The organism is Roseateles hydrophilus (assembly GCF_026712245.1).
Taxonomy (GTDB): domain Bacteria; phylum Pseudomonadota; class Gammaproteobacteria; order Burkholderiales; family Burkholderiaceae_C; genus Pelomonas; species Pelomonas hydrophilus.
Map to the genome: position 1 here is coordinate 1,010,331 of NZ_JAPPUY010000002.1, position 12,865 is coordinate 1,023,195.

At 66.8% G+C, this 12,865-nt stretch carries 13 protein-coding genes; 4 read left to right on the plus strand and 9 right to left on the minus strand.

The features are described from left to right. Positions 1 to 118: 118 nt before the first annotated feature. Together NYO99_RS11665 and zwf are read right to left on the minus strand one after the other, a co-directional pair. Complete coding sequence (locus tag NYO99_RS11665; RefSeq protein WP_268167386.1) at positions 119 to 979, minus strand: MurR/RpiR family transcriptional regulator; 861 nt, start codon at positions 977 to 979, stop codon at positions 119 to 121. Positions 980 to 1,031: 52 nt separating this feature from the next. Beyond that, complete coding sequence (zwf, locus tag NYO99_RS11670) at positions 1,032 to 2,477, minus strand: glucose-6-phosphate dehydrogenase (protein WP_268167347.1); 1,446 nt, start codon at positions 2,475 to 2,477, stop codon at positions 1,032 to 1,034. Between the two features lie 111 nt (positions 2,478 to 2,588). Between zwf and tal the strand changes: the two genes are divergently transcribed. The 3 genes from tal to NYO99_RS11685 are packed head-to-tail and all read left to right on the plus strand — an operon-like array spanning position 2,589 to position 5,771. Then, positions 2,589 to 3,530, plus strand: coding sequence for a transaldolase (gene tal, locus NYO99_RS11675; RefSeq protein WP_268167348.1), 942 nt, complete (start codon positions 2,589 to 2,591; stop codon positions 3,528 to 3,530). A 1-nt stretch (position 3,531) separates the two neighbouring features. Further along, positions 3,532 to 5,154 carry a glucose-6-phosphate isomerase gene (gene pgi, locus NYO99_RS11680; RefSeq protein ID WP_268167349.1) on the plus strand — a complete coding sequence of 541 codons (1,623 nt, stop codon included), beginning with the start codon at positions 3,532 to 3,534 and terminating at the stop codon, positions 5,152 to 5,154. Continuing rightward, complete coding sequence (locus NYO99_RS11685) at positions 5,151 to 5,771, plus strand: HAD family hydrolase (protein WP_268167350.1); 621 nt, start codon at positions 5,151 to 5,153, stop codon at positions 5,769 to 5,771. Before pgi ends, NYO99_RS11685 begins: the two co-directional genes overlap by 4 nt. Positions 5,772 to 5,798: 27 nt before the next feature. Here the strand turns inward: NYO99_RS11685 and NYO99_RS11690 are convergent, their stop codons facing one another. The 6 genes from NYO99_RS11690 to pilB all read right to left on the minus strand — a co-directional run bounded on the left by NYO99_RS11690 (position 5,799) and on the right by pilB (position 11,315). After that, on the minus strand, positions 5,799 to 6,011 hold the full coding sequence (locus tag NYO99_RS11690) for a DNA gyrase inhibitor YacG (protein WP_268167351.1): 213 nt from the start codon (positions 6,009 to 6,011) through the stop codon (positions 5,799 to 5,801). After that, positions 6,008 to 6,763: a cell division protein ZapD gene (zapD, locus tag NYO99_RS11695; RefSeq protein ID WP_268167352.1), complete on the minus strand. Its 756-nt coding sequence runs from the start codon at positions 6,761 to 6,763 to the stop codon at positions 6,008 to 6,010. Before zapD ends, NYO99_RS11690 begins: the two co-directional genes overlap by 4 nt. Positions 6,764 to 6,777: 14 nt before the next feature. Next, complete coding sequence (gene coaE / locus NYO99_RS11700; RefSeq protein WP_268167387.1) at positions 6,778 to 7,383, minus strand: dephospho-CoA kinase; 606 nt, start codon at positions 7,381 to 7,383, stop codon at positions 6,778 to 6,780. A gap of 11 nt (positions 7,384 to 7,394) precedes the next feature. Continuing rightward, a complete protein-coding gene (locus tag NYO99_RS11705; RefSeq protein WP_268167353.1) occupies positions 7,395 to 8,339 on the minus strand; it encodes a prepilin peptidase in 945 nt (314 codons plus the stop codon). Positions 8,340 to 8,409: 70 nt separating this feature from the next. Continuing rightward, positions 8,410 to 9,627: a type II secretion system F family protein gene (locus tag NYO99_RS11710; RefSeq protein WP_268167354.1), complete on the minus strand. Its 1,218-nt coding sequence runs from the start codon at positions 9,625 to 9,627 to the stop codon at positions 8,410 to 8,412. A gap of 20 nt (positions 9,628 to 9,647) precedes the next feature. Beyond that, positions 9,648 to 11,315, minus strand: coding sequence for a type IV-A pilus assembly ATPase PilB (pilB, locus tag NYO99_RS11715; RefSeq protein ID WP_268167355.1), 1,668 nt, complete (start codon positions 11,313 to 11,315; stop codon positions 9,648 to 9,650). A 173-nt stretch (positions 11,316 to 11,488) separates the two neighbouring features. Between pilB and NYO99_RS11720 the strand changes: the two genes are divergently transcribed. After that, positions 11,489 to 11,686, plus strand: coding sequence for a hypothetical protein (locus tag NYO99_RS11720; RefSeq protein ID WP_268167356.1), 198 nt, complete (start codon positions 11,489 to 11,491; stop codon positions 11,684 to 11,686). Here the strand turns inward: NYO99_RS11720 and NYO99_RS11725 are convergent, their stop codons facing one another. Then, positions 11,687 to 12,310: a phosphohydrolase gene (locus NYO99_RS11725; RefSeq protein ID WP_268167357.1), complete on the minus strand. Its 624-nt coding sequence runs from the start codon at positions 12,308 to 12,310 to the stop codon at positions 11,687 to 11,689. Positions 12,311 to 12,865 lie beyond the last annotated feature (555 nt).

Consider the following 12,865-nt stretch of genomic DNA (forward strand, 5'->3'; position numbering starts at 1 on the left):
AGCCGGCCCGTTTGGCGATGTGCGCGCCGCTCGATGCGGCGAGCATCGCCGTCCCCTCGGGGGACCGGTTGGTCGCGCCCGCGTTCAGCGAGGCGAGACCGGACGAGGGGCCGCCCAGTCAGCCGGCGTAGCGCTTGGCACGCAGGTTCTTCTTGATCTCCTGCAGCACCGGTCGCAGGTGCTGGCCCAGCTTCAGCGCCACACCGGTCGTCAGGATGTCCACGGCGATCAGGTGCAGCAGCCGCGACACCATGGGGCTGTAGCGGTCGAAGTCCTCGGGGTGATCCACCGCCAGCAGGATCTGGCCCGGGCCCAGCGCCAGCTGCGCCAGCGGCGACGCGCTGGCCGTGATGATGATGATGGTCGCGCCCTTCTTGCGCGCGATCTCGGCGGCGTCCAGCAGGTCGCGGCTGCGGCCGGAGTTGCTGATGATGACGGCGCAGTCGCCGGGCTGCAGCATGGTCGCGCTCATCAACTGCACGTGGCCGTCGCTGGTGGCGACGGTGTTCACGCCCAGGCGGAAGAACTTGTGCTGCGCGTCCTGGGCGACGATGCCGGAGTTGCCGACGCCGTAGAACTCGATGCGCTTGTTGTGGCGGGCCGAGTCTGCCAGCGCGTCAATCGCGCGCTCGAAGGCATGGCTGGCGGCGTCGTTGCGGTAGTGCAGCAAGGCGGCTACAGCGTTGTCAACGACCTTGACGATGACGTCGCCGGGCTTGTCGTCCTCGTCCACCGCGCGGTGCACGAAGGGCACGCCTTCGTTGACGCTGCCGGCGAGCTTGAGCTTGAAGTCGGCCAGGCCGTCATAGCCCACACTGCGGCAGAAGCGCACCACCGTCGGCTTGCTCACGTGCGAGCGGTCGGCCAGCTCGCTGACCGGCAGGTTGGCAAAGCTGCGGGCATCGGCCAGCAGCAGCTTGGCGACGCGCTGTTCGGCCGGGGGCAGCGCCGGCAGGGCGGCCTTCACGCGCTCCAGGATGCTCATGTCCGCTCTCCGCTCATGGCTCGTGTGGTTCGCCCCTTGGCGGCCCTCATTGCTCTTCTGCCCACGAGAAGCCATCGCGCGCCACCAGGGCGCTGGCCGCGGCAGGCCCCCAGGAGCCTGCGGCGTAAGGGCGCGGGCCGTTGCCGTCTGCCGCCCAGGCATCCAGGATGGGCTCGACCCAGCGCCAGGCCTGCTCCTGCTCGTCGCTGCGCACGAACAGATTCAGCCGGCCGGCGATCGCGTCCAGCAGCAGGCGCTCGTAGGCGCCGACGCGATGGGTGGCAAAGGCTTTGTCGAAGTCCAGGTCCAGCGACACCGGCGTCAGCTGCTCGCCGGCCCCGGCACCCTTCTGGGCCAGCAGCTGGAGTTCCAGCCCGTCTTCCGGCTGCAGCTTGATGACCAGCCGGTTGGGCAAGCTTGCACCCGGGAAGATCTGGTGCGGGACGGGGCGGAAGTTGACGACGATCTGCGCATCCCGCGCGGCCAGGCGCTTGCCGGTGCGAAGGTAGAACGGCACGCCGGCCCAGCGCCAGTTCTCGACCTCGGTGCGCAGAGCCACGAAGGTCTCGCAGGCACTGTCGGCCGGCACCTTGACCTCTTCCAAGTAGCCGGGCGCGGGTTGACCACCGCACATGCCGGCGCGGTACTGGCCGCGCACCACGTCGCGGCTGACCGACTCCCGCGTGAAGGGCTTGAGCGCGCGCAGCACCTTGAGCTTCTCGTCGCGGATGGCGTCGGCGTCGTTGCTGGCCGGCGGCTCCATGGCGATCATGGTCAGCAGCTGCAGCGCATGGTTCTGGATCATGTCGCGCAGCGCGCCGGTGCCGTCGTAGAACGCGCCGCGCGTGCCCACGCCCAGCTGTTCGGCCAGCGTGATCTGGATGTTGGCGATGCTTTCGCGGCGCCACAGCGGTTCGAACAGCGCATTGCCGAAGCGCAGCGCCATCAGGTTCTGCACCGAGGGCTTGCCGAGGTAGTGGTCGATGCGGAAGGCCTGGCGCTCGGCGAACACCGAGCGCACGGTGCGGTTGATTTCCTGCGCGCTGGCCAGGTCGTGGCCCAGCGGCTTTTCCAGCACCACGCGCACCTTGTCGTGGTTCAGGCCCACGGCGCCGAGTTGCTGGCAGATGCCGGTGAACAGGTGCGGGCTGGTGGCGAGATACAGCACGACGGTGTCGGCATTGCGCGCGTCCAGCCAGTCCTTCAGGCCCTGGTAGTGCTCGGGCTGGGACAGGTCCATGCGCTTGTAGTGCACCAGCGCGGCGAAGCGCTCGAACTCCTCGTCGCTCGGGCGCTTGCCAGCCTCGACCTCGCGGAAGCGCTCCTTCAGCCACTCGCGGTAGCGCTCGTCGGTCTGATCGTCACGGGCGACGGCGAGAATGCGGCCGCCCTCGGGCAGCTTGCCGTGCCGGAAGGCCTGGAACAGCGCGGGCATCAGCTTGCGCCACGTCAGGTCGCCGGTACCACCAAAGAACACGAGATCGAAGGACATCGGGAGCGTCTCCAGGCCAGGCCCACGCAGGGGGCGCTAACCGTTGTGTAACTAAGTTTCGTGAAATACTATGCAGCAGTTTCTTCGCCGGGTCAATCCGGAGCTCAAGCCATGAACCAGCTCGACCAACTCAAGTCCTTCACCACCGTGGTTGCAGACACCGGCAACTTCCTGCAGCTGGCGCAGTTCGCGCCGCGCGACGCGACGACCAACCCTTCGCTGATCCTGAAGGCCGTGCAGTCGCCTGATTACGCGCCGCTGCTGAAGGAGACGGTTGACGCCCACCGCGGCAAGCCGCTGGACGAGATCGTCGACCACGTGCTGGTGCGCTTCGGCCTGGAGATCCTGAAGGTCGTGCCGGGCCGCGTGTCGACCGAGGTCGATGCACGCCTGTCGTTCGACAAGGCCGCCAGCCTGTTCCGCGCGCGCCGCATCATCGGCCTGTACGAAGCCGCCGGTATCTCGCGCGAGCGCGTGCTGATTAAGCTGGCGTCCACGTGGGAAGGCATCCAGGCCGCCGCCGAGCTGGAGCGCGAAGGCATCCGCTGCAACCTGACGCTGCTGTTCGCGTTCGCGCAGGCCGTGGCCTGCGGCGAGGCCAAGGTGCAGCTGATCTCGCCCTTCGTCGGCCGCATCTACGACTGGTACAAGAAGCAGGCCGGCGCCAGCTGGGACGAGGCCGCGATGGCGGGCGTCAACGACCCGGGCGTGAAGTCGGTGTCGCAGATCTACGCCTACTTCAAGCAGCACGGCATCAAGACCGAGGTGATGGGCGCAAGCTTCCGCAACATCGGCCAGATCCAGGCACTGGCGGGCTGCGACCTGCTGACCATCAGCCCCGATCTGCTGGCGCAGCTGCAGGCCGCAGACGCCAAGCTGGAGCGCGTGCTGGACCCGGCCAAGGCCGCAGCCATGCCCGCCATCCACCTGGATGAGGCCGCCTTCCGCTTCGCGCTGAACGAGGACGCGATGGCCACCGAGAAGCTGGCCGAAGGCATCCGCCTGTTCGCCGTCGACGCCGGCAAGCTCGACAAGCTCATCGAGGCGGCCTGACATGACGATGCGCTGCGACCTCTCCCCCGTTTGGGCCGAACTGCAAGCCCACTACGCCGCGAGTGGTCGCGGCTTCGACATCCGCGAGGCCTTCCGGGCTGATGCGGGCCGTTTCGGCGCGCTGTCGTTCGAAGCGCCCGAGGTCTTTGCCGACCTGTCCAAGAACCGCATCGACGCGCCCACGCTGGCGCTGCTGCTGAAGCTGGCCGCCGACTGCGGCCTGGCCGCGCGCCGCGACGCGCTGCTGCGCGGTGAGCCGGTCAACCACACCGAAGGCCGCGCGGTGCTGCACACGGCGCTGCGCGCGCCGGCCGGCAGCGACGCGCCGTTCAATGCCGACGTGCAGGCCTCGCTGGACGCGATGCTGGCCTTTGCCGAGAGCGTGCGGCGCGGCGAGCGCGGTGACATCACCGATGTGGTCCACATCGGCATCGGCGGCAGCGACCTGGGCCCGGCGATGGTTGTGCAGGCGTTGCAGGCGTTCACCCGCCGCGACCTGAAGCTGCATTTCGTCTCCAACGTCGACGGCCACGACCTGGCGCCGGTGCTGGCAGGCCTGGACGCGAAGCGCACGCTGTTCGTCATCGCGTCCAAGACCTTCACGACGCAGGAAACGCTGGCCAACGCGCAGGCCGCCAAGGCCTGGTTCCTGAGCCAGGGCGGCACGGACGTGGCGCGCCACTTCGTCGCCACCAGCAGCAACACCGCTGCGGCGGCCGCGTTCGGCATCGACACCGCCTTCGGCTTCTGGGACTGGGTGGGCGGCCGCTACTCCCTGTGGTCGGTGATCGGCCTGCCCATCGCCATTGCCGTCGGCGCCGACAACTTCCGCCAACTGCTGGCCGGCGCGCATGCGATGGACCACCACTTCGCCACCGCACCGCTGGCGCAGAACCTGCCGGTGCTGCTGGGCCTGGTCGACATCTGGTATCGCAACTTCCACGGCTTCACGAGCCGCAGCGTGGCGCCCTACCACCAGGGGCTGCGCCGTCTGCCTGCCTATCTGCAGCAACTGGAGATGGAGAGCAACGGCAAGGGCGTGGACCTGGACGGCAACGCACTGGCCGTGGCCACGTCGCCGGTCGTCTGGGGCGAAGCCGGCACCAACGGCCAGCATGCCTACTTCCAGATGCTGCACCAGGGCACGGACGTCATCCCCGTCGAGTTCATCGCCGTGAAGCGCCCCAACCATGGCGTGACCGGCGAGCTGGCCGAGAAGCTGGCCGACCAGCACCGCAAGCTGCTGGCCAACTGCCTGGCGCAGAGCCAGGCGCTGATGCAGGGCAAGACCGCCGCCGAGGCGCTGACCGAGAAGGCGCCGACGGCCTCGGCCACGCTGGACCGAGATGTGCTGTCCCGCCACCGCAGCTTCCCTGGCAATCGTCCGAGCACGACGCTGGTGCTGGACGCGCTGACGCCGCGCTCGCTGGGTGCGCTGATTGCGCTGTACGAGCACCGCGTCTTTGTGACTGGCGCGCTGTGGGGCATCAACAGCTTCGACCAGTGGGGCGTGGAGCTCGGCAAGGCGCTGTGCAACCAGTTGCTGCCGCGGCTGGATTCCGGCGACACGGCGGGCCTGGACGGCTCCACGGCCGGCCTGCTGGCTCGCCTGACCTCGGCATGAAGATCGTCTTCGACTTCGGCGGCGTCGTCTTCCGCTGGCACCCGGCCAGCTTCCTGGCGCGCGTCTGGCCGCACCGCATCGAGACGCTGGAGCAGGGCGCCCAGGTCGCGGCGGTGTTCTTCCAGAACTACGGCGGCGACTGGGGCCTGTTCGACCAGGGCTTGATCGGTGCCGACGAAGTGGTGCGCCGCATCTCGGCGCGCACCGGCTGGCCGCGTGGCGAGGTCGAGGCCGTCGTGCGCGCTGTGCCTGACGAGTTGATGGCCATTCCGGCCAGTGTCGTGCTGATCCGCGATCTCCTGGCCGCCGGGCACACCTTGCATTTCCTGTCCAACATGCCCGAGCCTTATGCCGACCACCTCAGCCGGACGTACCCGCTGAACGAGTGGTTCACATCGGGCATCTTCTCGGGCCGCGTCAAGCAGAGCAAGCCGGGGGCGGAGATCTACGCCATGGCCGAACGCCAGTTCGGCGCCACGCCATCTGAGTTGCTGTTCATCGACGACCATCCGGTCAACATCGATGCCGCACTGGCGCGCGACTGGCAGGCCTTCCTGTTCACGGATGCGGCCAGCGCCCGGCGTGAGTTGGTGTCTCGCCGCCTGCTGAACGCCTGAGGCGTGGCCTGCCGGCAGGGCCGGCGCCTAGTGCAGGTGCTGGCCGTCGGGGCCGAGTTCGTCGGGGTCTTGCGGCGGTGCGGCCGGCACGCGGAAGCTTTCGCTGGCCCACGCGCCCAGGTCGATCTGTCGGCAGCGTTCGCTGCAGAACGGCCGCCACTTGTTGCTGGGCGCGAAGACGCTGTCGCCGCTGCACTGCGGGCAACGCACCAGGCGCTCCCCTTGGGCGTTCTTCTTCATTGGCACAGCGTCAGTTCGAAACCGGTGTCCTCGGGGGCCAGCTTCAGCCGGCCTTCCTCGTCCTGCCGCATCAGCCGGATGGACACCATCAGCCGGTGGCCGGTGATCTCGGGGATGAGGCCCAGGCTGGGATCGATGCGCATGCGCAGCAGCTGGTAGACGCGGCCGGCTGGCAGGCTCTGCTGGAACTGGCCCGCATTGGCGGCGACCTTGTGTGGCGTGCCTGAATCGCGCAGCAGGCCCAGCAGCAGTTGCAGCGCCTCGGCCAGCGGCATCAGCGACTGCGCCCAGGCCATCAGGTCCTTGCGGCGGCGGACGGGCAGCAGTTGCTGCCAGTGATAGTAGGCCGGCAGGTCGAACTCGCAGGTCCCGCCCGGGATGCTGATGCGGCTGCGGATGCTCATCAGCCACTCATTGCTGCTCAGCGCGGCGCCGGTCTTGCCGCTTTGTGCGTTCAGCCGCTGGAAGGCGCCGTCGAGGCGGGCGATGACTTCGTCCAGACGCGCCTCGTCCACACCAGGGCTGCCGCGGTAGGCGCTGAACTGGGCCTTGTGCTTTTCCAGTTCCTTCAGCAGGTCGCTCTTCAGGTCGGCACGCGAGGCGACGTCGAGGATCTCGAACAGGGAGACCAGCGCGAAGTGGTGGTCCAGCGCGGGGTCGCGGGCCATCAGCGCACCGAAGCGGTCAAACAGGTGTTCGAGGCGAAGCATCGTGCGGATGCTTTCGTTGAACGGGTACTCGTACAGGACCACGGCGCAGGCTTCAGTCAGGGCGTTGTCATTGTTTCACAGCCCCAGCGTGCGGCCAGGCTCATGACCTCGCTTCTGAGCGTGGCCAGCGGCAGGCCATCGTTCAGGATGATGGCGTCAGCGGCAGCGCGGCGGGCTTCGCGTGATGTCTGTGCGGCCAGTGCGCCGTCGACGCGCTCTGGCGTCCAGCCCGGGCGTTGCAGCACGCGGGCCCGCTGCGTGTCCACCGTGCAGTCGATGATCAGCACGCGGGAGACCCGCGACCGCCAGCGGCCGGACTCCACCAGCAGGGGCACGTCGTACACCACCAGCGGTGCGTGGGCCGCTTCGGCCTGGGCCAGGGCCTCGGCTGTGATCAACGGATGCAGGATGGCTTCCAGGCGGCGTTTGGCAGAGCCGTCCGAGAAGGCGAGGGCGCGCATGCGATCGCGGTCCAGCGCGCCATCTGCCGTCACGAACTCTGCGCCGAATTGCTGGGCGATTGCGGGCATGCCGGCACCGCCCGGTGCGGTCAGCGCGCGCGAGATGGCGTCGGTGTCGACGATGGTGGCCCCAGCCTCGCGTAGAAATCCGGCGACCGTGCTCTTGCCGGAGCCGATGCCGCCCGTCAGCCCGATGCGCATGGTCAAGCGGCTCAACCCAGGTAGAGGCCAAGTATGCCCAGCAGCGTGGACTGCCCGACGAACAGGGCCACAAGGCCGCCGCCCACCAGGTAGGGGCCGAATGGGATTGGCACCTCACGCCCATGGCCTCGGAACAGGATCAGGCAGATGCCGACCACAGCCCCCACGGCGGACGACAGCAGGATGATGGGCAGCAGCATGGGCCAGCCCAGCCAGGCGCCCATGGCGGCGAGCAGCTTGAAGTCGCCATAGCCCATGCCTTCCCGGTTGCGCACCAGCTTGTAGAGCCAGTAGATGGACCACAGCGACAGGTAGCCTGCCGCCGCGCCGATGACGGCTTTGTCCAGCGGCACCGTCCAGCCCAGGGCTGAGGCGCCCAGCCCGCCCCAGAGCAGCGGCAGCGTGATGTCGTCAGGCAGGTATTGCGTGTCCAGATCGATCATCGCCAGTGCGATCAGCGCTGCGACGAAGCCGCACCACAGCAGCGTTGCCGGCTGCGCACCGAAGCGCCAGGACAGGGCAGCGAACGCGAGACCGGTGATCAGCTCGATGAGGGGGTAGCGCTTGGAAATGGGCGCTTTGCACGACGCGCACTTGCCGCCAAGCCGCAGCCAGCCGACGAGCGGCAGGTTCTCATGCCAGCGCAGTTGGTGGCCGCAATGCGGGCAGCGCGAGCGCGGGGTGGCGATGCCGAAGTGGGGCAGCGATTCGATGCGGGTGCCGAAGTCATCAACCGCCTTGGCCAGCTTGGCGGTCTCGGCTTGCGGCAACTGGGCCGTGCGTGCCATCGCGGCGGCATCGGTCAGCTGGGCGGCCGACTCATGAACCCACTGTCGCTCCAGCATCAGCGGCAGCCGGTGGATGACGACGTTCAGGAAGCTGCCGATGCACAGCCCGAAGATGCCCAGCACCCAGGGGGAGAGCCAGAGGGACCAGTCGATGGTGGCGAGGGACATGATGCGCGGCGGGGTCAGGTGGAACGCGGGTTGCAATCTACCCGCATTCCGAGCCGGCGCCGCGCTCGGATCACACGACCGCGCCGATCTTGAAGATGGGCAGGTACATGGACACGACGATGCCACCGATCAGGCCGCCCAGGATGACGATGATGAAGGGTTCCATCAGGCTGGACAGCGCCTTCACAGCCTCGTCCACCTCGTCCTCATAGAACTCGGCCGCCTTGGCCAGCATGTGGTCCAGCGAGCCGGATTCTTCGCCGATGGAGGCCATCTGCAGCACCATGGTCGGGAAGATGCCGGTCGTCTGCATGGACGTCGTCAGTGCCGAACCGGTAGAGACGTCGCGCTGGATCTGCTCGGTGGCTTCCTGGAACACCGCGTTGCCCGAGGCGCCGCCCACAGAGTCGAGTGCTTCCACCAGCGGCACACCGGCCGCGAACATCGTCGACAGCGTGCGCGTCCAGCGCGCAACGGCGGACTTGAACATCAGGTCACCGAAGACCGGGATCTTCAGCAGGATCCGGTCCATGCGCTTTTGCATCTTCACGGAGCGCTTCCAGCTCTGGATGAAGAAGTACAGGCCGCCGCCGATGCTGCCGAAGATCAGGTACCAGTAGCTGACGAAGAACTCCGACATCGCCATGACGATCAGCGTGGGCGCTGGCAGGTCAGCGCCGAAGGACGCGAACACATCCTTGAACGCCGGGATCACGAAGATCATGATGATCGCGACGACGATGAAGGCCACGGTCAGCACGGCGATGGGGTAGGTCAGCGCCGACTTGATCTTGTTCTTCAGCGCGACCGTCTTCTCCTGGTAGATCGCCAAGCGGTCCAGCAGTGCTTCCAAAATGCCGCCAGCCTCACCGGCCTCGACGAGGTTGCAGTACAGCGCGTCGAAGTACATCGGATGCTTGCGGAACGCAGCGGACAGGCTGGTGCCGGTTTCAACGTCCTGGCGGATGTCATTCAGCAGCCGGGTCAGGCGCGGGTTGGTGGCGCCGCGGGCGACGATGTCAAAGGCCTGCAACAGCGGCACGCCTGCGCGCATCATCGTGGCGAGTTGCCGTGTGAAAACGGCAATGTCCTTTTGCTTGATGGATGTGCCGCCGCTGGCACGCCGCTTCTTGACCTTGTTGACCAGGATGCCCTGACGCCGCAGCGTCGCGCTGACCATGGCCTCACCGCCGGCACGTAACTCGCCCTTGACGATCTTGCCGTTGCGGTCCTTGCCCTCCCATTCGAAGACAAAGTCCTTGACGCCTTTTGCTGCGGCGGTGGCCATGCACTCTCCTCGCGACTGTTTTATTCGTTGGTGGCGGACAGGACTTCTTCCAGCGTCGTGACGCCGGCACGAACCTTGACCAAGCCCGACTGCCGCAGATCACGCACGCCTTCCTTCTTGGCCTGCGCGGCGATGTCCATCGCCGTTCCCTCGGCGAGGATGATGCGCTGGATGTCCTCCGTGATGGGCATCACTTGGTAAAGGCCTACGCGGCCGCGGTAACCGTTTGTGCAGTTGCTGCAGCCCACGGCGCGGTAGGGCTTCCAGCTGCCGTCGAAGTCTTCCTCGACGAAGCCGGCCTTCAGCATGGCATCGCGCGGGTACTCGGCCGGGGCCTTGCAGTTCTCGCACAGCCGGCGCACCAGGCGCTGCGCGGTGATCAGCAGCACGCTGGACGCGATGTTGAACGGTGCAACGCCCATGTTCAGCAGGCGTGTCAGCGTCTTGGGCGCATCGTTGGTGTGCAGCGTGGACATGACCATGTGGCCCGTCTGTGCCGCCTTGATCGCAATGTCGGCGGTCTCCAGGTCGCGGATTTCGCCGACCATGATGATGTCCGGATCCTGACGCAGGAAGGACTTCAACGCGGCCGAGAAGTTCAGGCCCGCCTTGTCGTTCACGTTGACCTGGTTGATGCCCGGCAGGTTGATTTCCGCCGGATCCTCGACGGTCGAGATGTTGACGCCAGGCTGATTCAGGATGTTCAGGCAGGTGTAGAGCGACACCGTCTTGCCCGAGCCGGTCGGGCCGGTCACCAGCACCATGCCGTACGGGCGGTAGATGGCGGCCAGCAACCGTTCCTTCTCGATCTTCTCGTAGCCGAGCGCGTCGATGCCGAGCTTGGCGGAGGAGGAGTCCAGGATACGGATCACGATCTTTTCGCCAAAGAGCGTGGGCAGCGTGCTGACGCGGAAGTCGATGGACTTGCTGCCGAACTTGAGCTTCATGCGCCCGTCTTGCGGCACGCGGCGCTCGGCGATGTCCAGCCGTGAGATGACCTTGATGCGCGAGGACAGCTTGTCCTTGATGGCGATGGGTGGCTGCGTGATCTCCCGCAGTTCCCCGTCGACGCGGAAGCGCACGCGGTAATGGAACTCGTAGGGCTCGAAGTGCAGGTCGGAGGCGCGCAGGTTGATGGCGTCCACCAACATCTTCTGTAGGAAGCGCACGACGGGCGCGTCTTCCACGTCGGCGAGCTCGGCCGCTTCCTGTTGCGGTGTGGCGTCGTCCTCGGCGATGTCGAAATCGAACTCGCCGCCGGCGATCGATTCGAGCGTTTCCGTCGCACTGACCCCGGTGGTGCTGAGCAGCTTGGTCAGCTTGTCATGTTCGACGATGACCCACTCGGGCTGGAGTTGCGTTGCGAACTTGATGCGCTCGATGACTTCCAGGTCGGTGGGGTCGGCGCCACCGACGAACAGCCGGTTGCCGCGTCGTGACAGCGCCACGACCTGGTACTGCTGTGCGAGCTTGCCGTCGATGACGTTCTGCGGCAGCTTCTGCGGGTCCATCGCCGACAGATCCAGCAGCGGCAGCGCCAATGCGCTGGACAGCGTGTGAGCCAGATCAGCGGCGGAAACCTGTCCGCTGGCGATCACCGCGTTGACGAAGCTGGTCTTCTTCTCGCGTGCCTGCCGCACGAGCTCTTCAGCGGCCTTGACGGGCAATTTGCCCGCGTGCACGAGCATGCGCGCAACTCCTGAGAGGGCGGACTGATGCGGCTCGGCGAGCGTGGTTTCCACTGCGTTGGCGTCCGTGACGCGAGGAACTGAAGTCCGCTGATTGTGCCAGCGGGCGGCGGCTCGGCAGCCGGTGGTGCCGAGCGCGTGGCGGCGTATCCTTGCCAGGGGGATTCCTGGCCATGAATGACGCTTTGTTGCCGCAAGTTCTGCTCAGGCCTGAGGTGCCGGCGCAGCAGGACCTTGAACTCGCCACCGACGGTGTGTTGCGCTATGTGTGGCGCAGCGCCTTTGGGGATATGTTGATCGAGGTGATCAATGGCGCGCCATACGTCAACGGTCAGCGCGTCGAGGCGGCGCCGATGTTGCGTCGGCGCTGATCACTGTGGCTGAAGTCGACGCAGTTCGCACAGGAAGCGGTCGGCGGCGACGTCCGATGGCCAGGGCTCCCAGGCTTGGCCGCCGTAGATGGCCTGCAGCGGGTCTTCTGTCAGTACGCGCTCCTCAATGCCCAGCACCTCGCGCACTTCTTGCTGCGACCATCCCGTGCAGTGCACGGCCTCGGAGGCGGCGGCGATGCGGTCCGCCAGTTTGTGCACGCGATGAGAGGCTTCCGTCCATGCTGGCAGCTCGTAGCGATGCGCAATGGCGCTCATCAGCCGGCTAGCTACTTGCTGAAATGGCGCGCCAAGGACGCGCTTGAGTGGCGAGATGCAGTCGAAACCGAGAAAGCCTTCCTCGGCGTCATGCAGCAGCTCGGCACGCGCCTCGGCGTTGCTCAAGGCGTGTGGCGCGCTGTTGCGGCGCAATGCCAGCACCAGCAGGGAGTGCTGCGCGACGGACAGTGGCCACGGCCAAACGGACTCGCCGCCCCACCGGTAGGTTCGTGCCAAGCGTGCTGCGAGGTCGAGGTCTGTCCAGGCGTCGGACCGTGGGTTGATGAGATCCAGTGCTGCTCCCGAGGGAAGCCGTATCCACGCGCGCGGCCGGTCGGATGTGTCCATGCTGCGCAGCATAGAGGCGCCGGGTGAGGTCCGCGGTTCGTGTTCAAGCGGTTTTTGCCCGTTCGGGCCTGAGCGGCGCGAGGCGCAGAAAGCAAAACAGCCGCATCGCTGCGGCTGTTTTGAGTCCTCGGCTTACAAGGAAATCCTGGTCGGGGTGAGAGGATTCGAACCTCCGGCCTCTACGTCCCGAACGCTTAGCCCTTGTGCCGTTTTTACTGGTGGTTTAACGTGGTTCCTGATTATTTGGGCCATTCTTGGGCCATTGGGCCATCAGGGAGACGTATGGGGCAGATCACAAAGCGCGGCGAGTACCAGTGGCGGGCCAAGGTCATCCGAAGCCAATCAGGGCAGCGACCTCTCCGCACAAGTCTTGAGCCCAAAGGTCCGGTCGGCGCCAGTTACTGAACAGCCGAGGACAGCCCCGAGCGCCTCTGCCAGTTTCCCCGGCATCCGTGCGACAGCCCTGGCAGGCGTCTTCAGCAAGCACTCCTACGACGGAACGCCCAAGACCTACTTCCCCCGCGTGGCAGTCACGGTCACGGACTGGTCCCGCAG